Consider the following 19,102-nt stretch of genomic DNA (forward strand, 5'->3'; position numbering starts at 1 on the left):
CGCGGACGCTGGACGCCTGCGGGCGCGGCTGGCAGGCTGGCCCGCCGTGCCGCGATGTCTTCACCATGTCCGATGCCCGCATCGCCCGGCTGCAAGCCGCCGTCCCGACCCTGCAGGTGCGGACCGATCCGGCCGATCTGGCCTACTTCGGCGTCGACTGGACGCGGCGCTGGACCCCGGCGCCGCTGGCGGTCGCGCTGCCGGCCGATATCGCCGAGGTCCAGGCCACGGTGCGCTGGGCGCGCGAAGAAGGGGTTTCGATCGTGCCCTCGGGCGGCCGGACCGGGTTGTCGGGCGGGGCGGTCGCCGCCCATGGCGAACTGGTGCTGAGCCTGCAACGGATGAACCGCGTGCTGGACTTCGATCCGGTCGACTGGATCTTGACCGTGCAGCCGGGCATCGCGCTCGAAGCGGTGCAGGAGGCGGCGCGCAGCCACGGGCTGGCCTATCCGGTTGACTTCGCCGCGCGCGGCTCGTGCACGATCGGCGGCAACATCGCCACCAACGCGGGCGGCATCCGGGTGCTGCGCTACGGCAATACCCGGGAGTGGGTCGCCGGCCTGAAGCTGGTGACCGGCACCGGCGCGTTGCTCGATCTCGGCCGCGGCTTGGTCAAGAACTCCAGCGGCTACGACCTGCGGCATCTGGCCATCGCCTCGGAAGGCACACTGGGCATCATCGTCGAAGCCAGCCTGAAGCTGACCGCGCCGCCACCGGGCACGCGCACGCTGCTGCTGGCGCTGCCGTCCTTCGAGGGCCTGATGCAGGTGTTCCAGGCGCTGCGCGCGCGGCTGGCCCTGGAAGCCTTTGAGTTCTTCACCGATCGCGCCCTCCATCATGTAGTCGCGCATGGCGCGCAGGCACCGTTCGAGACCTCGCATCCGTTCTATGTTGTCGCCGAGTTCGCCTGCGAGGGCGACGCGGGCGAGGTCGCGATGCTGTCGGCGTTCGAGTATTGCGTCGAGCAGGGTTGGGTCGAGGATGGCGTGATCGGTCAGAGCGAGGCGCAGGCCGCGCAGTTGTGGCGGCTGCGCGAGGGCATCACCGAAAGCCTGGCGCCGCACGTGCCTTACAAGAACGACGTCTCGGTGCGGATTTCGGCGATGCCGGCGTTCCTCGAGGCGGCGCAGGCATTGCTGGCGCGCGAGTACCCGCAGTTCGACGTGGTGTGGTTCGGCCATATTGGCGACGGCAATCTGCACATCAACGTGCTCAAGCCGGCCGACCTCGCCAACGACGCCTTCGTTGCGCAATGCGAGCGCGTGACCAAACTGCTGGCCGACACCCTGCGCGCGCACGGCGGCAGCATCTCGGCCGAGCACGGCATCGGGCTGGTCAAGAAGCCCTATCTCGAATCGACCCGCAGCGCGGCCGAGATCGCGGTGATGCGCGGCATTCGCCGTGCGCTTGACCCCGACGGCCTGCTCAATCCCGGCAAGCTGTTCGATCCCTGACTGCCACTTGGCATCGGCATGAAGGTGGCGTGAGGGCAGGGTAGAGTGTGGCCTCCCCGATGGAGATGCCCCTGATGTTTCGAGCCTTGCTGGCCTGTGCGTTGCTCGTTCTGACCACGTCGGCGTTCGCCGGCAGTTTCGCCGGGACGACCGGCGGTGCGACGTCAGCTGGCAGCTCGGCCTCGTCGGGCAGCAGTTCGGGCAAGGACAAGATCGTGCTGCAGGCGCGCGAAGATGCCGCCGGGTTCGTCGCCAGCGATGGCCGGATCCGCGGCGTCCGCCTCGAAGCCGCCCTGCGTCACCTGCGGCAGACGCGGCCCGATGCGCAGGCGGCGAGCGATCTGCAACTGGCGCAGGCGATTCTCGCGCTCTAACGCCATGCGGTCCCGCCGTCGCCTGCGGGCCGCGGGCATTGTGTTGCTGCTCGTCGCCGGTGCTGCACAGTCGCAGGCGCAAGCCTGGCGGATCGACACAGGGATTGGCGCGCCGCCGCTGGATGCCAACGCGCAGGCCGCGTCGGCCCGGCTGGTCGACGCGGTGCTCGCGCGTCTGCCGCCGGCCTGGCGCGCCGCCGAGGGGCTCGACGTGCAATTGGCGTGGCGCGACGACCTGCCGCCGCAGGTGCATGGACATGCGGTCGGCGATCGCATCGTGCTGCGTCGGTCGCTGCTCGATGCCGTGGCCGCAGACGGCCGGGATGCGCAGGCGACCCAGGCTGCGTCCGCCGCGCTGGTGCACGAGCTCGCGCATCGCTATGACCGCAGCCCGCATGGTGGCCTGTCGCGCGATCCGCGCTTGCGCGATCTCGCCGGCTGGCCGCGCCCGCCGCTGCGGCTGGGTCTGCGGGCGCGCCACAACGCGATGACCGACCGCCGGCCCGATGCCTACGAAACCGCGTCTCCGGCGGAGTTCGTCGCGGTGAACCTCGAGCATTTCCTGCTCGATCCCGAGTACGCCTGCCGACGGCCTGCATTGCATGGGTACTTCGCCGCGCACTTCGCCTGGGCGCCGCCCGCCGCGGACTGTGCCGGGGACCTGCCGTTCGTCGAGGCCGAGCCACAGGCGCAGGCGGACGGCCAGGCGCTGCTGGAACTCGACCCGGCGCGGGTCTGGGCGGTCGAGTACCTGTTCGCCGAAGGCAACGCGCAGCCGATGAGTCGCTGGGGCCACAGCATGCTGCGGCTGGTGATCTGTGCGCCCGGCCGTCTGCCTGGGCCGGACTGCCGCTACGACCTGGCGCACCACCGCGTGTTGTCGTTCCGCGCGTTCGTCGACGATGTGCAGATCTCCAGCTTGCGCGGGCTGACCGGGCGCTATCCGGCGCGGCTGTTCGTGTTGCCGCTCGACCAGGTGATCGACGAGTACACCCGGATCGAACTGCGCGGCCTGCAGTCGATTCCGCTGCGCTTGTCGCCGGGCGAGATCGCGACATTGCTCGAGCGCGCGGCCAGCGTGCACTGGAGCTACGACGGCCGCTACCGGTTCGTCGGCAACAACTGCGCGGTGGAGACCTGGAAGCTGCTCGATGCCGGTGTGCCGCGGCTCGACGGCGCGCGCCTGCGCAGCATCACGCCCAACGGTCTGCTGCGCCGCCTGGTGCGCGCGGGCATCGCCGATGCCGCGGTGCTCGATGCGCCCGATCGCGCCATTCGCGACGGCTATTACTTCCCGTCCGCGGACCGCGAGTACGCGGCGCTGCTGGCGGTCGCACACGCTGCCCAGCCGCTGCCTACTGGCGATGCCGCCACCTGGCTCGATCTCGATCCCGATCTGCGCGCGCCGTGGCTGGCGCAGGCGGGGCAGCGCGATGGCGCCGCGCTGCTGGTGCTCGAGCACGCCGCGCAGCGGCGGCTGGAGGCCCGGCTGCGCGACGTGCTCAAGCGCCAGTGGCATCTCGCGGACGCAGACCAGGACGCTGCGGCCGGCACGCTGCATGCCTTGCTCGCCGCCGGCGACGGCCTCAGTCGTCCGGCGCAACTGCTCGACAGCGGCTACGGCCTGCCGCAGCAGGCCGAGCGCGCGGTGCTGCGGGGGCAGGTCGATGCGCTCGGCCACCGTCTGCAGGCGCTGCGCGACGCGCTGGACATCCAAGGGCGCGCGGCGTTGCCGATGGATGCGCAACGACGGTTGGCGCGCACCGAGCGCAACCTCGCCACGCTCGGCGCCCGCTTGCGCGAGCTGCACCGTGAGTCGGGTGGGCTGCAGTTGGATCGCGTGCAGCTGAGCGATTAAGGCGGATATCCCGACTCAGGCGCCATGCGACGCAGATCGGTATATCGGTTCTATGGTGATGTGTAAATCGGCTGTCGATTTTAATAGGAGGTGTGGCGCATTTGCTGCCCTTCGATCCTCATTAGCCGTGATGTGTAATCTTCGTGCTCTTGGCGAGCGGGGCGCGTCAGCAGATCGGTCGCGATCTCTTTCAGGCTGAGCAGTCAGGGCGCTTGCTGCGTTGCAGAAATGCGATTCGTTGGCCGTTGATATAGTGCGGGCGCGGTGGATGCCGCACCTTCGAAAATCAATGGCAAAGGAGAATGCAAGAATGCGACACGTACTTTTCGCTGTGATGGGCGCTGCGGCGCTGGCATTGATGCCGAAAATCGTCAGTGCGCAGTCGGTGACGATTTCATGCGAACCCAGCAATTGGTGTATGTCGGAGGCTGCCGGCATTTCCTACGATACGATCAGTTGGTCAGCATCTCACCCGGGCGTCGGGGCGATTTTCCCGGCGAACTGCACCAACCAGAACTTCTGCCGGTTCTACTGTCCCTCTCGCCCTGGGTTCGTCACGATGACCGTGAACTATCAGTTAAGTGGGCAGTTGGTGGGGTCCGCAACAGCAACGACTCGGTGTACGGCCCAAGACATCTGATCGTGGGTGCTTGATGCTGAGAGCCCGCCTGAAGGCGGGCTCTTGGTCATCCTTCATGCCGTTGGTCGAGGTGATCTGAAGCGGCAGTGGTGTCGCGCTGGTTTTATCGGTGACCAATTGCACGTCACGCCTCGATCGCTGGTCTGACGAACCTCAGTCCGCGCGGCCGCCGAACTCGCCGGTCGTGGTGTTGACCCAGACGCGCTCGCCGTTGCCGATGTACTCGGGCACCTGGATCTCGATGCCGGTGCTGAGCTTGGCGGGCTTGGGCCGCTTGGTCGCAGTGCCGCCCTTGAGTTCGGGCGGGGTGTCGACGACTTCGAGCACCACGCTCTGCGGCAGTTGCAGGCCGACCGGCGCATCGTCGATCACCTGGACATAGCAGCCGCCCAGGCCCTCGGTGATGTAGCCCGCACCGTCGCCGACGACATCGGCGTCGAGCGTGTAGGGCGTGAAGTCCTCGTCGTCCATGAACACGAAGGCGTCGCCATCCTTATACGAGAAGCTGGCCTGGCGCCGGGCCAGGTCGACCTCGCGCAGGTCGTCGTCGCCATCGAAACTCGCATCGAGCTTGTTGCCGCCCGGGACGCTGTACATCGTGAAGCGGAAGCGCACGTTGCCGCCGCGGCCTTGCGGCGAGCTGCGCTCGATGTCGCGGATCTGGTAGATACCGCCGTTGTGTTCGACCACGTTTCCTTTCTTGACGTCGTAGGCTTTCATCGGTGTTTGCGTTTTCAGTGGGAGACGGACGCCGCGGACGCGGCAGGATTGCGCAGGTGCAGCCGCAGGTTCGGATAATCGATCACCGCCTGGCCGCGCTCGAGGACATCGGCGCCAAGCACGCCGTCGATTGTGGGCAGCCCGCGTTGCGAGAAGGCGGCGGTGACGTGGTCGAGCGCGAGGAAATGCGCGGTGAAATCGTCGTCCCGGTAATCGCCGATCGCCAGGCGGCTGCCCGGCAGGGTCTCGATGGCGAGATTGCCGGCACCGGCGCCGGTCGCCTGCAGCCCGCCCGACGCATCGGCCTGGCGCCCATCGGCAAAGCGCGCCTGGCGCGCACGATCGATGACCGTGCGCCCGGCGCCGGTATCGATCAGGAAGGTGCCGGCGACGCCGTTGATGCGGACCTCGACCGCGAGATGCGCCGCGCCGTAGCGGCGCATCGGGACCGTGTCGTAGCCGCGCGCGGCGAGCAGGCCGGTAAGCGCGCCCGTATCGGTCGGTGCCGTGTCGTCGGCATGGACCGGCACGAGCGATAGCAGCGCGAGCAGCAGGCCCGTGACCAGGCCGGACGAGGGGATCGACATTGCTTACTTCGGCGCCAGCCGGACCGCGCCGTCGAGGCGGATGGTCTCGCCGTTGAGGTAGCGGCTGGCCAGCAGGTGGGCGACGAGGTCGGCGAATTCTTCCGGTCGGCCCAGGCGCGAGGGGAACGGGATCGAGGCCGACAGCGACTGCTGCACCGCCTCGGGCATGCCGTCGACCATCGGTGTCCAGAAGATGCCCGGCGCGATGGTGTTGACGCGGATACCGAAGCGCGCCAGTTCGCGCGCCATCGGCAGCGTCATGCCGACCACGCCGCCCTTGGACGCCGCGTACGCGGCCTGGCCGATCTGGCCCTCGTAGGCGGCGACGCTGGCGGTGTTGACGATCGCGCCGCGCTCACCGTCCTCGCCGGGCACGTTGTGCTGCATGAGCGCGGCCGCGGCCTTGGCGACATTGAAACTGCCGACCAGATTGACCATCACCGTGCGGCTGAAGGTCTCCAGCGGCATCGGCGCCTCGCGCCCCAGCACGCGGCCGGCGCCGAGGATGCCGGCGCAGTTGACCGCGGCATTGAGGCCGCCCAGGAAGGCGCGCGCGGCTTCGAGGTGGGCCGCGACGCCGGCCTCGTCGGTGACGTCGGTGCGCAGGTAGCACGCGCGATCGGCACCCAGCGCCTCGACCGCCTCGGCGCCCTTGTCGTCGTTGACGTCCAGCAGCGCGACGCGGCCGCCATCGGCGACGACGCGGTGGGCGACGGCCAGGCCGAGGCCGGAGACCCCGCCGGTGACGACGGCGCGGACGGAATCGGGAAGCATGCGCGATCCTCTGGAGACGAAAGCTCGCAGTTTAACCGCTGCGCCTAGGCGCGAAGGCGCGCGGACACAGTGCGACGCGGGGGGGGGCGCGATCTATCGGTGCGCGTTCGACGCCGTGGGGCGGACTGGGCCGGGCGGTGTTGCGCTGGCGAAACAGACCGAGGCATGACGGCGGGCGGTCGGGCGTCTGTGCCAAGGTCGAGCGGGAGTAGAATCGCGACCCATTCCCATTCGCACCGGATCTGTCTTGAATCTCTGTCAGCTGCCGCCGCGCACCCAGGGTCTCGTCGATGCCGTCGAGGCGGTGGGCAGCCACGATCCGATCGCGCGCCGCCTAGGCGAGTTGGGCTTCGTGCCCGGCGAGTCGGTCGAGGTGGTCGCACTGGCGCCGTTCGGCGGCGACCCGCTGCTGGTCCGCGTTGGCTTCACCCGCTTTGCGCTACGGCGCAGCGAGGCGGCGCGCGTCCAGGTCTGCGCCGGAGACGCGGCGTGACCACGGCCGCCATGCCGCGGCTCGCCCTGGTCGGCAGTCCGAATGCCGGCAAGACGGCGCTGTTCAACCTGCTGACCGGCAGCCGGCAGAAGGTCGCCAACTATGCCGGCGTCACCGTCGAGCGCAAGGAAGGGCGGATGCGCGGCCCGGATGGCGCGCACTGGGCGCTGCTCGATCTCCCCGGCGCCTACAGCCTGCAGCCGGCGAGTCTGGACGAACAGATCACCCGAGATCTGTGCCGCGGCTTCTATCCGGGCGAGCCGGCGCCCGATGTGCTGGTCTGCGTGGTCGATGCGACCAATCTGCGGCTGCACCTGCGCTTCGTGCTCGAGTTGCGGACGCTCGGCCGGCCGATGGTGGTGGCGCTGAACATGGCCGATGCCGCAGCGCGGCGCGGCATCGTCATCGACCTGGCCGCGCTCGAAGCCGCGCTCGGCGTGCCCGTGGTCGAGACCGTCGCGATCCATCGCGACGGTGCGCAGGCGCTGCGCCAGCGGTTGGCCGACACGGTCGCAAGACCGCGGTCGCCTCCGAACGACGATGCCGACGGCGACCTGCACGCCCAGGTACGTGCGCTGCTGGCGGCGACGGTGACCATGCCGCGCCGGACGGCGCGGATCGACGACGCCCTCGATCGCTGGCTGCTGCATCCGGTGCTCGGCCTGCTGGCGCTGGCACTGGTGATGTTCCTGATCTTCCAGGCCGTCTACGCCTGGGCGACGCCGCTGATGGACCTGATCGATGCCGGTACCTCCGCGCTCGGGGCCTGGGTGTCGGCGACCTTGCCGCCCGGTCCGCTGACCAGCCTGCTCGCCGACGGCATCATCGCCGGCCTCGGCGGTGTGATCGTGTTCCTGCCGCAGATCCTGATCCTGTTCTTCTTCATCCTGGCGCTGGAGGAGTCGGGCTACCTGCCGCGTGCGGCGTTTCTGCTCGATCGGCTGATGAAGGGCGCCGGGTTGTCGGGGCGGTCATTCATCCCGTTGTTGTCGAGTTTTGCCTGTGCGATTCCCGGCATCATGGCGACGCGTTCGATCCAGGACCCGCGCGACCGGCTGGCGACGATCATGGTCGCGCCGCTGATGACGTGCTCGGCGCGGCTGCCAGTCTATGCGCTGCTGATCGGTGCGTTCATTCCGCAACGGCAGGTCTGGGGCGCGCTCAATCTGCAGGGGCTGGTGCTGTTCGCGCTGTACATGGCCGGCATCCTCAGTGCGCTGGCGGTATCGTTCTTGATGAAGCGCTGGCGCCGGGACCGCAGCGAGCATCCGTTGCTGCTGGAGTTGCCGTCCTACCGGCTGCCGCATCCGCGCGATCTGGCGATCGGTCTGAAGGAGCGCGCGATGATCTTCCTGCGCCGCGTCGGCGGGATCATCCTCGCGCTGACCGTCCTGCTGTGGGTGCTGCTCTCGTTCCCGGCACCGCCCGACGGCGCGACCGGGGCGGCGATCGAATACAGCCTCGGCGGTCGCCTCGGCCATGCGCTGGCGCTGGTGTTCGCGCCGCTCGGCTTCAACTGGCAGATCTGCATCGCACTGATCCCCGGCCTGGCCGCGCGCGAAGTCGCTGTCGCATCACTGGCGACCGTCTATGCGTTGTCGGCCACCGACGATGCCGCCGCAGCCCAGGCGCTGACCCCGATCATCACCGACGGTTGGTCGCTGGCGACCGGGCTGTCGTTGCTGGTGTGGTTCATCTATGCGCCGCAGTGCATTTCGACCTGGGCGACGATCCGGCGCGAGACCGGCTCCTGGCGGCTGATGACGATCAACGCCGGCTACCTGTTCGCGCTGGCCTACCTCGCCTCATTGCTGACCTACCAGGTGGCGCGCGCGCTGGGGGGCGGGTGAGCACGGACCTGCAACTGGCGCTGCAGTACGCCGCGGTCACGCTGCTGGTCGCGGTCAGCGGTTGGATCGTGCTGAAGAAGCAGGCGCCGGCAACCGCGCGTCGCCTGCGCATCGCGCTGGCGGTGCCGCTGGTGCGTCCGGGCCGGCCGGCCTGGATGCGGGCGCTGGGGCGCCGCATCGCGCCTGAGCCGCGCGTCGGTGCGGGCTGCGGCGGCTGCGACGGCTGCGGTTGAATCCGGCATCCCTACGCGCGGGCTACGCGGTGCTCAGGCACCCTGCTCGAACGCCGCCAGGGCGTGTTCGAGAAAGTCGATGGCCTCGGCATGATGCGCCGGGGGCACCGTGGTCCCGAGATGGCTGCGACCATCGCGCAGGGCCACGTACGCGCCGAGTTGCTCGCCGCCCCACAGGAAGTCCAGAACCACGATGAAGTCGTCGGCCTCGGCGCGATGCCATGCGGCCGCGCCGCGCAGCGGCGTGAGCATGCGCAGCAGCGCTTCAACATTCTCCGACGCGCTCAGCATCGCGATCCGGCAGACGCCGGTCGTAGCGTCGTAGTCGATCGGCGGCATGCCCAGGGCAGGGTCCCGCTGCCAGGCTTCCACGATGTCCGCGACTCGACCGGCCTCGACATCGGCGAGCAGGCCTGCCGGCACGCGTCCGTCGCCGGCCAGTCGATGCTGATCGAACCAGGCCTGCCAGTCGTCGAAGGCGGACGGCTGGGCAGGCGCGGCCGCCAGGAACGCATCGAATGCGCCCGGGGCGAAAGTGAGGCGGGCATACAGCGAATACGGTTCGGACATCCGGCGCTCGGCTCGAATCGCGTGATCAGTGCCGGCCGCGGCGATTGGGCCCGCGCCGCATGTCGTTGGTCGGCACGATCTCCACAGCGAGGCTGAAGTGGCGCTCGTCGCCGCCCAACAGCGCGCCCACGCCGACGACCTGGCGGTTGAGTTCCTTGCCGGCTTCGTCGCGGATCACCAGCACCACCGAGTACTCCCAGGCGCCGCCTTCGGACGGATGCCGGATCGTGCCCTCTACCTGCAGCGCGGTGGTCGCGTCCTGCGTGCCGATGCTGGTGGACGCATCGGCATCGAAACGCAGGTAGTGCCGGCACGCCGGGCAGCGCGCCGAGCTCTCGAGGATCGTGGTCTTGCAGTGCGGGCAGACCCGGGTCGCGCCCGCCGCACCGGTGCGGGGATCCATATCAGTCGCGATCGGACGCTGCCGCATCCTTGCTGCGGGAGGCCGGGCGCTCGTCGCCCTTGCCCTCGCCCCAACCGCACTCGACGTGCCCGCGGATCTTCGAACCCGCGGCCACCGTCAGCGAGCCGGCCTTGAGGTCGCCGGTCATCACCGCCGAGGCGCGCAGTTCGACCAGCGAAGCCGAATCGATATTGCCGTCAAGTTCGCCCGACACCAGGACCTGGTTGGCGCGGACACCGCCGTTGAGCTTGGCGCCCTGTTCGATCGTCAGGCTGCCCTGGACGTTGACGTCGCCCTTGAAGCGACCGGCGATGCGGACATCGCCCGAACCCTCGATCTTGCCCTCGATCGTGATGTCGGCCGCGATGATCGACTCCTTCGCCACCGGCGCCGGCGCGCTGCGCGGCGGCGGCATCGGGGTCGGCGTCGCGAAGTCGGCGACGGCAGGCGTCGGCGGCATCACGTCGCGGACCGGCGTCGGGGGACGTGAGGCGTCATTGCCGGGAGCGGGCGAATCCTTCTTGGCGGAACCGGAACCTGGAAAAATAGCCATGTCGCGCGTTACCTCGGAGATGGACGGGGCCGCCCAATGCACCCAGCGGGCCGGTCCGCGCCGCCGGGGGCGACGCGGAAGGCCGAGACTAGCACGCACTTTGGGGTCGGCAACGGGGGCGCCCAGGCCTTGCGTTCAGCCGGAAAACCACCGTGTCGATCGGCCGTTATGGGGCGTTTCCCGCGCCGCAGCAGGCCCGGCGCCATCGACGACGTCGGTGGCGCCGGGCATCCGCACCCATTCATCCAGAGTCGGACAATCCACGTCGAACGCCGTTCATGGGCTGGGCCGGGTCGCGCACGCGCGTTGCGCATCGGCCAGTAGAAAGCCCGCCTTGCGGCAGGCTCGGGAACAGCATCGAACGGGGCTCAGCGGTCGGCGCGTTCTTCCATGCGCTCGCCCGTGTTCTCGATCGCCTCACCGGCGCGCTGGGTCGCGCGGCCGGTGGCCGCAGCTGCTTCGCGGGCCGCGGCTTCGGAACGGGCGGCTGCTTCGTCGGCGGCGACTTGGGCGCGGCGCATCGCGTCCGACGATGCGGCGGCGGCCGCATCGGCGCCTTCGCGCGCGGCCTCGCCAGTCGCCGATGCGGCGTCGGAGATCGCACGGCCGGCATTGTCGGCGGCGGCCGAGGCCTCGGCACGCTCGCGCTCAGCGTCGGCGCTGTGGTTGTTACAGGCGGCCAGTGTCAGGGCGGCGATCGTCGTGGCGGTCAACAGAGTGAAACGCATGGCAGGTCTCCTGTGGACAGGTGTGGGAGACGCAGCGTGAATGCGTGCGCGTGAGCGCGATGGCAAGGCCGGGCAGGGGACCGTCCATAAAAAAAGGCCGCCGGGATACCCGGCGGCCTTCTGCAATTCGACACAGTGGCGCGACGGCCACCGGGCGGAATTACGGAGCGACTTCCTGCGCTGCGTCCTTGGCCTCTTCAGCCTTGGTCTCAGCGTGGTCAGCAGCGTCGGCAGCGTGCTCGGCAGCAGCGTCGGTGCCAGCAGCGGCGGCGTCGGCAGCGGCTTCGGCAGCGGCGTCGGCAGCAGCGGCGGCGTCGTCAGCGGCGGTCTGCGCGGTGCCAGCGACGGCCGGATCGGTCGTCTCGTTGGCAGCGGCCTGCGCGTCGGCAGCGGCGTCAGCAGCGCCTTCGGCCGAGCTGTTGGCCTGATCAGCGTTGCTGCAGGCAGCCAGCGCAAAACCCATAGCCAGGGCAAGCAGAGCCTTGTTGATCGTCATTGTGTCTTCCTCGTCTGAAAGTGTGGGCAACGCGCTAAATGCGCGCCGGCAACATCATGACAAGCCGCGAACGGCTGTCAAGCGGGAGTTCGTGGTTTTTTCGTAAAAATCACGTTAACAGAAGTTCACGCCATTTCGACGGCAATTGCGGTCGCTTCGCCGCCACCGATACAAAGTGAAGCGACTCCGCGACTTAGGCCGCGCGCCTTGAGCGCGTGGACCAGCGTCACGATCAACCGCGCCCCGCTTGCACCGATCGGATGGCCGAGCGCCAGTGCGCCCCCATTCACATTGAGGCGGTCGTGGGGGATGCCCAGATCCTTCATCGGCGCCATCGCGACGTTGGCGAACGCCTCGTTGACCTCGAACAGGTCGACATCTTCGACCTTCCAGCCCGCCTTGTCGAGGACGTTGCGGATCGCGGTCACCGGCGCGGTGGTGAACCATTCGGGCGCCTGTGAATGCCGGCCGTGGGCGACGATGCGCGCCAGCGGGGTCAGGCCACGCGCGGCGGCCTCATCGGCCGAGGTCAGCACCAGCGCGGCGGCGCCATCGGAGATGCTCGACGAGCTCGCCGCGGTGAGCCGGCCGTCCTTGCCGAAGGCCGCACGCAGGTTCGGGATCTTGTCGACCTGGATGCGTCCGGGCTGCTCGTCGGTGTCGAAGCTCGCCTCGCCCTTGCGGGTGGTGACCACGACCGGGACGATCTCCTCCTTGAAGGCACCCGACGCGATCGCGTGCTTGGCGCGGGTCGCGCTTTCCACCGCATAGGCGTCGAGGTCCTCGCGGCTGAAGCCGTACTTCTCGCTGGCGATGTCGCCGAACACGCCCATCGCCTTGCCGTCGTACGGGTTGGTCAGGCCGTCCCAGGCCATATGGTCGAGGAACTCGGCGCTGCCGTAGCGGATGCCGGCGCGAGCGCCCGGCAGCAGGTGCGGTGCGTTGGTCATCGATTCCATGCCGCCGGCGACCACCACCTTCGCGGTGCCTGCCTTGATCATGTCGTGGCCGTACATCACCGCCTGCATGCCCGAGCCGCAGACCTTGTTGATGGTCACGCATCCTGCGCTGTCGGGAATGCCGGCCGCGCGCGACGCCTGACGCGCGGGCGCCTGGCCCAGACCGGCCGGCAGCACGCAGCCGACGACGGTCTCGTCGACCTGGTCGGGCGCGACGCCCGCATGCTCGAGTGCGGCGCGAATCGCCGTGGCGCCGAGCGTCGGCGTCGGCACACCGGCGAACTGGCCGAGCATGGACCCGATGGCAGTGCGCTTGGCACCGACGATGACGATGTCAGTCATGGGGGAGAACTCCGTAGTGAGCGGCGTGCGATCAATCGATTATCGCATTCGCCCGATGCCTGTGCCGCCCGGCTGTGAGTGGCGTCGGCGCGATGGCGCACATCGCCGATTGCGGGTATAGAAGAGCGCGCAGGGGACGCCGGCCGCGCGACGGGGGGCGGGCACCGCCAATGGAAGAGGGGACACGATGTTCGATTCGATCAACCCGAGACGGGCGCCTCCGTCGCGCTCGCTGCTTGCCTGTGCATTGGCGAGCGTTCTGGCCGCGTGCGGCGGTGGCGGCGGCTCGGGCGGCGGGCTGCTGCTGCCCAATCCGCCCCCGATCATCTCGCCCAATCCGCCGCCGACGGTCGTCTCACCGCCCGAGCCGGCCTACAGCCGCCATCTTGCCGACACTGGTGCCTGGGCAGCGCACGATGCCGGCTATACCGGTCGAGGCGTGCGCATCGGCTTGCTCGACAGCGGCGTCAATCGCACGCATCCGGCGCTACGCGATCACGTGGTGGCGAACCTGACCTACGTCGGGCGGGACAACAATTTGACGGTCGACGATGTCGCCGGCCACGGCACCGCCGTCGCGCAGGCGGCGGCCGGGCGGCCCTTCGGTGCGTGGCCGGGCGGCGTGGCGCCCAATGCGGAGATCGTCTCGGCGCGCATCATCAACGACAAGCCGCCCGTCGACGACGGGTCGGGCAACGGCAACCCGGTGACCGGCAGGATCGGGGTCGAGGCGATCCATGCCGATCTGATCCGCCGCGATGTGCGGGTCATGAACAACTCCTGGGGCGGGCTGTACATGAGCGGCGACAACGCGGCGCGCGAGATCGCGAGCGAATACCGTTCGTTCGTGATCGGCCACGGCGGGCTGGTGGTCTTCGCCTCGGGCAACTCGAAGCGCGCCGATCCTTCGGATCTTGCCGCACTGCCGAGCCAGCGCGGCGCCAACGGCAGCACGCCCGGCGCCGATCTCGAGCGCGGCTGGCTGACGGTGTCGGCGCTCGCCGAGAACAGCACCACGCAGTTGGCCGATTACTCCAACGCCTGCGGCATCGCGATGCGCTACTGCCTGGTCGCGCCCGGTACCGTCGTGGTCACCGGCACCGACGATGCGCCCAACCGACCCGAGTACTGGAAGTACAGCGGCACCTCGCTGGCCGCGCCGCTGGTCTCGGGGGCCGCGGCGCTGGTCTGGGAGGCCTTCCCGTACTTCGACAACGACCTCGTTCGGCAGACGCTCCTCGGTACCGCCACCGACATCGGCGCACCCGGTGTCGATCCGGTGTTCGGCTACGGCGCATTGAATGTCGCCAAGGCCGTGGGCGGCCCCGCGAAGTTCGACTGGGGCGATGTGACCGTGAACTTCACCGGCACCTCGACCTGGCGCAACGCCATCACCGGTACCGGCGGCCTGGTCAAGCGCGGCAGCGGCACGCTGCAACTGGACGGGGTCGCCGATTACCGCGGTGCGACACGCGCCGAGGGCGGCACGCTGTCGTTCGCCGGCTGGGTGCCGGGGGCAGCAACCGTGTCCCCCGGCGCGACGCTGCGTTTTGGCGGCGCGCACGTGGGCGGCACGCTGGTCAACAACGGCACGGTCGCGGTCGCTGGCAATGCCGCCGGCCGCATGATCGTCGGCGACTTCCAGCAGGGCGCGGGTGGGCGGCTGGCGTGGCAGATCGGTGCGCCCCTGCAGGTGACCGGCCGCGCCTCGCTGGCCGGCGAATTGCAGGTGACCGGCATCGTCGGCGGTTACGTGCACTCGGCGCGCGAGACCGTGGTCCAGGCGATCGACGGCGTGACCGGCACCTTCGGCAGCCTGACCCGCGGCCCGGGTGTGTTCCTCGACGCCACGCTCGGCTACGACGCCAACCAGGCCTGGCTCGACATCGCGCGGCTCGATGTCGGCGCGACAGCGATGTCGATGGCCGGTATCACTGCACAGGGGCAGGGCGCGGCCGTCCGCGTCGAGGGCGCGTTCTCGCGCATCGATGCGCAGGACGCCACCGGCGCGCCGGTCGCCGACGGCTTTGTGCGCGCGGCCGGCGCGTTGCAACGTCTGCCCGACGAGGCGAGCGCGCTGGCCGCGCTCGACAGTCTGTCCGGCGCGCAGCATGTCGCGGCGCTAGCGGCGACGTTCGACAATGTCGACATGACGCGCCGTCTGGTCGCCGGGCGCGTCGGCGCGCTGGCGGCGGATGCGGCCAGCATCGGGGTGTGGAAGGACACCCTGGGGCAGGGCGGCCGCGGCGGATTCGCCCGGGACGGCTTCACCGTCGATGGCTGGAGTCTGGGGCGCGATCACGTGATCGGTGACGGTCTGGTGGCGGGGTTCGCATTCGGCGAACTGCGCGGCGACGGCATCGCGCGCAGCCGCGGCGATCGCAGTCGCGATCGCCAGACGCAGGCCCAGGCCTACGTCGCACGGACCCTCGGCGCCGGTTACGCGATGCTGCAACTGGGCAGCGGCCGCTTCGATCGCGATCTGCAGCGCACGCTGTACACCGGCGCGATGCCACAGGGCGTCTCGACCCGCTACGCGGGCCAGTACACCCAGGCGGCGATCGAGGCCGGACGGCACTGGCGGATCGGCGCCGCCGAGGTCGGGCCGTATGCCGGCGCCGAGCATGTGCGCCTGCGCAGCGACGGGTTCGACGAACTCGGCGGCGACGGCTTCGGCCTGCGCAGCGCCGGCTGGTCGGCCACGCGCACCCAGGCGATCGCCGGCGTGCGCGCACGCTGGGAGGGACCCGGATTCTCGCTGCACGGCTACGGCGAATGGCAGCAGACGCTGTCGGCCAGCGGTTTCGACCTGCAGGCGAGCTTCACCGGCATCGAGGCCTGGGCGCCGATCGCAGGGCTGGACCCGGCACGTTCGGGCGGCCTGTTCGGCATCGGAATCGACAGCCGGCCGACGCGCCGCTCGCTGCTGGGCCTGGGCCTGGACCAGCGCTTCGGCCCGCGCGGTGCCGACCGCATGCTGTCGCTGCGCTACGCCTACGGGTTCTGACCGCCCCGATGTTTTCAGATCGCCGGATACGACGATGGGGCCGAAGCCCCATCGTCCTATTCGACGTCGATCGCCTCAGGCGCCGCGGACGCGCCCCTGGAAACGCGGCGCGGCGCGTCCGAGCGGCAGCTTGAGCTTGCCGATGATCTCGATGCGCTCCTCGGCCAGGCGGTCGGCGGCCCGATAGGTCGGAATGCCGTCGCGCTCGGAGATCTCGAAGATGCGCGTGAGGTTGTGGTAGATCGTGCGCATCATGCGCATCGCACGCTCGCGGTTGTAGCCATCGATCTCCAGTGACACATTCATCACACCGCCCGCGTTGACCGCGTAGTCAGGCGCGTAGAGGATGCCGCGCTGCTCGACCTCGTCACCGATCGCATTGTTGGCCAACTGGTTGTTGGCCGCGCCGCAGATGATCTTCGCCTTCAGACGGGGCAGGGTCTTCTCGTTGACCGTGCCGCCGAGCGCGCACGGCGAATAGACATCGGCATCGACATCGTAGATCTCGTCCAGGCCCACGGCCTCGGCGCCGTACTCAGTGACCGCGCGCTCGACCCGCTCCTTGTTGATGTCGGTGACGAAAATCTTCGCACCGCGCTCCTTGAGCAGCTTCACGAACTCCAGCCCGACATGGCCCAGGCCCTGGACCGCGTAGCTGTAGTTGCCGACTTCCTCGTTGCCGAACTTGCGGTTCAACGACGCCAGCAGGCCCTGCAGCGTGCCGTAGGCGGTGAACGGCGACGGGTCGCCGGAACCGCCATGGACCTGGTGCACGCCGGTGACGTACTGGGTCTCGCGGTAGACGAACTCCATGTCGTTGACATCGATGCCGACGTCCTCGGCGGTGATGTAGCGGCCGCCCAGCGACTCGACGAACTGGCCGAACGCGCGGAACAGCCCCTCGGACTTGTCGGTCGCCGGGTCGCCGATGATCACCGCCTTGCCGCCGCCGATGTTCAGGCCGGCGACCGCGTTCTTGTAGGTCATGCCGCGCGACAGGCGCAGCACGTCGTTGAGCGCATCCTGCTCGGATTCGTACGGCCACATACGCGTGCCGCCCAGCGCCGGGCCCAGCACCGTATTGTGGATCGCGATGATCGCCTTCAGACCGACGTCCTTGTTGTGGCAGAACACGATCTGCTCGTGACCGGTGGTGTCGAGGTGCTCGAAAATCATTCAATGCTCCGTCGCGGGCAATTGCCCGACGCATGGTTGGCTGGAGGCGGCATGGGGCCAGTTGTTGGGCCCGTGCGTCCATATACGGACGTCCGGCGGACGCCGTCTGTCCGGGAACGCGGCATTTTACGCACCTCCTCCCCCGAAAGGGTCGCGCCCCTCCTGGTGAGGTGGAAAACACCGCGACATCAATCGTTTGCGTCTGTACGATCGGCCTGTCGCGGGTGTTGCGGCGCACCACATTCCAGCGCCGCTGCGCAGCGTTGCTGTGCAGGCCGGCGGTGCACGGTCACAGCTGCGATTCGATCGGCAGCCAGCGCACCACCGCCGCGATCGCACGCTGTCGCCGAGTGGCATCGGGTTCGCTGGTCAGCGCGGCCGGCGGATCGCGCGTGCGGTCGAGCCAGCGCAGCCGGCCCTTGCTGTCGAGATAGACCCAGTAGCTCATGCCCGGGTCGGCCAGGTGCAGGTATTCGTCGCGCAGCGCCGCGCCCAGGTCCGGGTCGTCGAACAGCACGCCCATCTCGGTGTTGAGATTGGCCGAGCGCGGATCGAGGTTGAACGAGCCCACGAAGCCACGGTGGCCATCGATCAGCACCGCCTTGGTGTGCAGGCTCGCGCCGCTGCTGCCGAACAGGCTGCTGGCGGCCTTGGCCTCGGCCTGGCTGCGAGTCTCGAACAGATGGACGCCACCTTCGAGCAACGGCTTGCGATAGCGCGCATAGCCGCCGTGCACGGCGATGACGTCATTGGCGGCCAGCGAGTTGGTGACCACCGACACGTGCACACCGCGGCCGGCCAGCGCGATCAGGCCCTCGGTGCCGTCGCCGCCGGGAACGAAGTACGGCGAGATCAACAAGGCACTGCGCTCGGCCGCGCCGATCTCGCCGACCAGGTGCTCGATCAGCCAGTTCTCGCGGCTGTCGCCACGCCACTTGATCGGCGGATCGGACAGGATGCGGATGTGCTCGCTCCAGATCGGCGTCAGTTCCTGGGAAAAGTAGCGGCGCACGCTGGGCGAGATGTCCATCGCGTCGAGGAAGCGGCGCGCCTCGGGGCTGCCGGCCTCGTCGCGGATCCGCTCGAGCACCGTGCGCAGCGTGCGCGGCGGTTTGCGATTGAGCGCGGCGATCGGCACCGCGGCCTCGCTGTTCCAGAAGTCGTCGAAGATCGCACTGGCCTCGGCGACCGCAGGGCCGAACACGGCGATGTCGAGGTCGTGGAAGTTGAACGCCTCGGCGGCGCTGAAATACTCCACGCCGATGTTGCGCCCGCCGACCACCGCAAACCGCCCGTCGGCGATCCACGCCTTGTTGTGCATGCGGTGGTTCACACCCCAGGCACGCTGGATCATTTCCAGCACCCGCAGCGGGCCGCTGCGGTTGCGGAACGGGTTGTACACGCGCAGTTCGATGCGCGGGTGGGCGTCCATCGCCAGCAGCGTGGCGTCCATGTCGCCCACGCCCACGTCGTCGAGCAGGATCCGCACCCGGACGCCGCGCTCGGCCGCCTCCCAGGCCGCGTTGGCGAGCATGCGGCCGGTTAGATCGTCGTGCCAGATGTAGTACTGCAGATCGAGGCTGCGTCCGGCCTGGCGCGCGGAGATCGCACGCGCGGCGTAGGCGTCGATGCCGTCGGGCAGCATGATCGCGCCGGTCTGACCTGGATGTCGGGCGAGCAGCGGCGCAAGTTCGCGATCCAGCGCGGTTGCATCCTCGGACAGCGGCAGGGTCGTGCTCGGCACCCCGGTCGCCGGCGGCATCAGCCGGTCGGCGACGAACACGCTGCTGATCGCCATCACCAGCAGCGTGAACAGACCCCAGGCGAGGATTCTCTTGACGCGCTTCTTCATCGAGGGGCGGAGGCGGGGAAGGCCGGCTAGGAT

At 69.3% G+C, this 19,102-nt stretch carries 18 protein-coding genes; 7 read left to right on the forward strand and 11 right to left on the reverse strand.

Annotation, left to right across the window (positions count from 1 at the left end; translation table 11 throughout):
* Positions 1-65 precede the first annotated feature (65 nt).
* The 3 genes from MNO14_RS07090 (at position 66) to MNO14_RS07100 (ending at position 3,686) form a co-directional block, all read left to right on the forward strand.
* A complete protein-coding gene (locus MNO14_RS07090; RefSeq protein WP_241945991.1) occupies positions 66-1,454 on the forward strand; it encodes an FAD-binding oxidoreductase in 1,389 nt (462 codons plus the stop codon).
* 74 nt (positions 1,455-1,528) lie between these two features.
* A complete protein-coding gene (locus MNO14_RS07095; RefSeq protein ID WP_241945992.1) occupies positions 1,529-1,828 on the forward strand; it encodes a DUF2388 domain-containing protein in 300 nt (99 codons plus the stop codon).
* Between the two features lie 4 nt (positions 1,829-1,832).
* Entirely contained in the window at positions 1,833-3,686 is a 1,854-nt protein-coding gene (locus MNO14_RS07100) for a DUF4105 domain-containing protein (protein WP_241945993.1), read from the forward strand.
* 793 nt (positions 3,687-4,479) lie between these two features.
* On the opposite strand, the gene yeiP is transcribed toward MNO14_RS07100, so the two are convergent.
* Genes yeiP through MNO14_RS07115 form a run of 3 tightly spaced genes read right to left on the reverse strand, consistent with a single transcriptional unit; the run spans position 4,480 to position 6,407 of the window.
* Positions 4,480-5,046: an elongation factor P-like protein YeiP gene (gene yeiP, locus MNO14_RS07105; protein ID WP_241945994.1), complete on the reverse strand. Its 567-nt coding sequence runs from the start codon at positions 5,044-5,046 to the stop codon at positions 4,480-4,482.
* A 14-nt stretch (positions 5,047-5,060) separates the two neighbouring features.
* Positions 5,061-5,633: a retropepsin-like aspartic protease gene (locus MNO14_RS07110; protein ID WP_241945995.1), complete on the reverse strand. Its 573-nt coding sequence runs from the start codon at positions 5,631-5,633 to the stop codon at positions 5,061-5,063.
* Positions 5,634-5,636: 3 nt separating this feature from the next.
* Positions 5,637-6,407, reverse strand: coding sequence for an SDR family oxidoreductase (locus MNO14_RS07115; protein WP_241945996.1), 771 nt, complete (start codon positions 6,405-6,407; stop codon positions 5,637-5,639).
* A gap of 247 nt (positions 6,408-6,654) precedes the next feature.
* Here MNO14_RS07115 and MNO14_RS07120 point away from each other — a divergent pair, with 247 nt between their 5' ends.
* From MNO14_RS07120 to MNO14_RS07130, 3 genes are read left to right on the forward strand one after another with little or no spacing between them, the layout of a single operon-like run.
* Entirely contained in the window at positions 6,655-6,900 is a 246-nt protein-coding gene (locus tag MNO14_RS07120; RefSeq protein ID WP_241945997.1) for a FeoA family protein, read from the forward strand.
* Entirely contained in the window at positions 6,897-8,750 is a 1,854-nt protein-coding gene (locus MNO14_RS07125; RefSeq protein ID WP_241945998.1) for a ferrous iron transporter B, read from the forward strand. Before MNO14_RS07120 ends, MNO14_RS07125 begins: the two co-directional genes overlap by 4 nt.
* 8 nt (positions 8,751-8,758) lie before the next feature.
* The gene (locus tag MNO14_RS07130; protein ID WP_241946291.1) at positions 8,759-8,983 is read left to right on the forward strand and encodes a DUF6587 family protein; all 225 of its coding nucleotides are present in this window, start codon (positions 8,759-8,761) and stop codon (positions 8,981-8,983) included.
* Positions 8,984-9,016: 33 nt separating this feature from the next.
* Here MNO14_RS07130 and MNO14_RS07135 read toward each other — a convergent pair whose 3' ends face one another.
* The 6 genes from MNO14_RS07135 to MNO14_RS07160 form a co-directional block, all read right to left on the reverse strand.
* On the reverse strand, positions 9,017-9,553 hold the full coding sequence (locus tag MNO14_RS07135) for a hypothetical protein (protein ID WP_241945999.1): 537 nt from the start codon (positions 9,551-9,553) through the stop codon (positions 9,017-9,019).
* Positions 9,554-9,578: 25 nt separating this feature from the next.
* Entirely contained in the window at positions 9,579-9,956 is a 378-nt protein-coding gene (locus MNO14_RS07140) for a hypothetical protein (RefSeq protein WP_241946000.1), read from the reverse strand.
* A 1-nt stretch (position 9,957) separates the two neighbouring features.
* Positions 9,958-10,509: a polymer-forming cytoskeletal protein gene (locus MNO14_RS07145; protein ID WP_241946001.1), complete on the reverse strand. Its 552-nt coding sequence runs from the start codon at positions 10,507-10,509 to the stop codon at positions 9,958-9,960.
* Between the two features lie 368 nt (positions 10,510-10,877).
* Positions 10,878-11,237, reverse strand: coding sequence for a hypothetical protein (locus MNO14_RS07150; protein ID WP_241946002.1), 360 nt, complete (start codon positions 11,235-11,237; stop codon positions 10,878-10,880).
* A 160-nt stretch (positions 11,238-11,397) separates the two neighbouring features.
* Complete coding sequence (locus tag MNO14_RS07155) at positions 11,398-11,733, reverse strand: hypothetical protein (protein WP_241946003.1); 336 nt, start codon at positions 11,731-11,733, stop codon at positions 11,398-11,400.
* A 125-nt stretch (positions 11,734-11,858) separates the two neighbouring features.
* The gene (locus MNO14_RS07160; RefSeq protein WP_241946004.1) at positions 11,859-13,034 is read right to left on the reverse strand and encodes an acetyl-CoA C-acyltransferase; all 1,176 of its coding nucleotides are present in this window, start codon (positions 13,032-13,034) and stop codon (positions 11,859-11,861) included.
* A 187-nt stretch (positions 13,035-13,221) separates the two neighbouring features.
* Between MNO14_RS07160 and MNO14_RS07165 the strand changes: the two genes are divergently transcribed.
* Positions 13,222-16,041 (forward strand): autotransporter serine protease, encoded by a 2,820-nt coding sequence (locus MNO14_RS07165; RefSeq protein ID WP_241946005.1) that lies wholly within the window; start codon positions 13,222-13,224, stop codon positions 16,039-16,041.
* A gap of 75 nt (positions 16,042-16,116) precedes the next feature.
* On the opposite strand, the gene MNO14_RS07170 is transcribed toward MNO14_RS07165, so the two are convergent.
* Complete coding sequence (locus tag MNO14_RS07170; protein WP_241946006.1) at positions 16,117-17,217, reverse strand: Glu/Leu/Phe/Val dehydrogenase dimerization domain-containing protein; 1,101 nt, start codon at positions 17,215-17,217, stop codon at positions 16,117-16,119.
* A 289-nt stretch (positions 17,218-17,506) separates the two neighbouring features.
* Entirely contained in the window at positions 17,507-19,069 is a 1,563-nt protein-coding gene (locus MNO14_RS07175; protein ID WP_241946007.1) for a phospholipase D family protein, read from the reverse strand.
* Positions 19,070-19,102 lie beyond the last annotated feature (33 nt).

The organism is Luteimonas sp. S4-F44 (genome assembly GCF_022637415.1).
Taxonomy (GTDB): Bacteria; Pseudomonadota; Gammaproteobacteria; order Xanthomonadales; family Xanthomonadaceae; genus Luteimonas.

Coding starts and splice junctions, on each gene's coding strand:
- MNO14_RS07160 (WP_241946004.1), bottom strand. CDS start 13,034: ATGACTGACATCGTCATCGTCGGTGCCAAGCGCACTGCCATCGGGTCC.
- MNO14_RS07095 (WP_241945992.1), top strand. CDS start 1,529: ATGTTTCGAGCCTTGCTGGCCTGTGCGTTGCTCGTTCTGACCACGTCG.
- MNO14_RS07090 (WP_241945991.1), top strand. CDS start 66: ATGTCCGATGCCCGCATCGCCCGGCTGCAAGCCGCCGTCCCGACCCTG.
- MNO14_RS07100 (WP_241945993.1), top strand. CDS start 1,833: ATGCGGTCCCGCCGTCGCCTGCGGGCCGCGGGCATTGTGTTGCTGCTC.
- MNO14_RS07140 (WP_241946000.1), bottom strand. CDS start 9,956: ATGGATCCCCGCACCGGTGCGGCGGGCGCGACCCGGGTCTGCCCGCAC.
- MNO14_RS07150 (WP_241946002.1), bottom strand. CDS start 11,237: ATGCGTTTCACTCTGTTGACCGCCACGACGATCGCCGCCCTGACACTG.
- MNO14_RS07170 (WP_241946006.1), bottom strand. CDS start 17,217: ATGATTTTCGAGCACCTCGACACCACCGGTCACGAGCAGATCGTGTTC.
- MNO14_RS07175 (WP_241946007.1), bottom strand. CDS start 19,069: ATGAAGAAGCGCGTCAAGAGAATCCTCGCCTGGGGTCTGTTCACGCTG.
- MNO14_RS07165 (WP_241946005.1), top strand. CDS start 13,222: ATGTTCGATTCGATCAACCCGAGACGGGCGCCTCCGTCGCGCTCGCTG.
- MNO14_RS07110 (WP_241945995.1), bottom strand. CDS start 5,633: ATGTCGATCCCCTCGTCCGGCCTGGTCACGGGCCTGCTGCTCGCGCTG.
- MNO14_RS07135 (WP_241945999.1), bottom strand. CDS start 9,553: ATGTCCGAACCGTATTCGCTGTATGCCCGCCTCACTTTCGCCCCGGGC.
- MNO14_RS07115 (WP_241945996.1), bottom strand. CDS start 6,407: ATGCTTCCCGATTCCGTCCGCGCCGTCGTCACCGGCGGGGTCTCCGGC.
- MNO14_RS07155 (WP_241946003.1), bottom strand. CDS start 11,733: ATGACGATCAACAAGGCTCTGCTTGCCCTGGCTATGGGTTTTGCGCTG.
- yeiP (WP_241945994.1), bottom strand. CDS start 5,046: ATGAAAGCCTACGACGTCAAGAAAGGAAACGTGGTCGAACACAACGGC.
- MNO14_RS07145 (WP_241946001.1), bottom strand. CDS start 10,509: ATGGCTATTTTTCCAGGTTCCGGTTCCGCCAAGAAGGATTCGCCCGCT.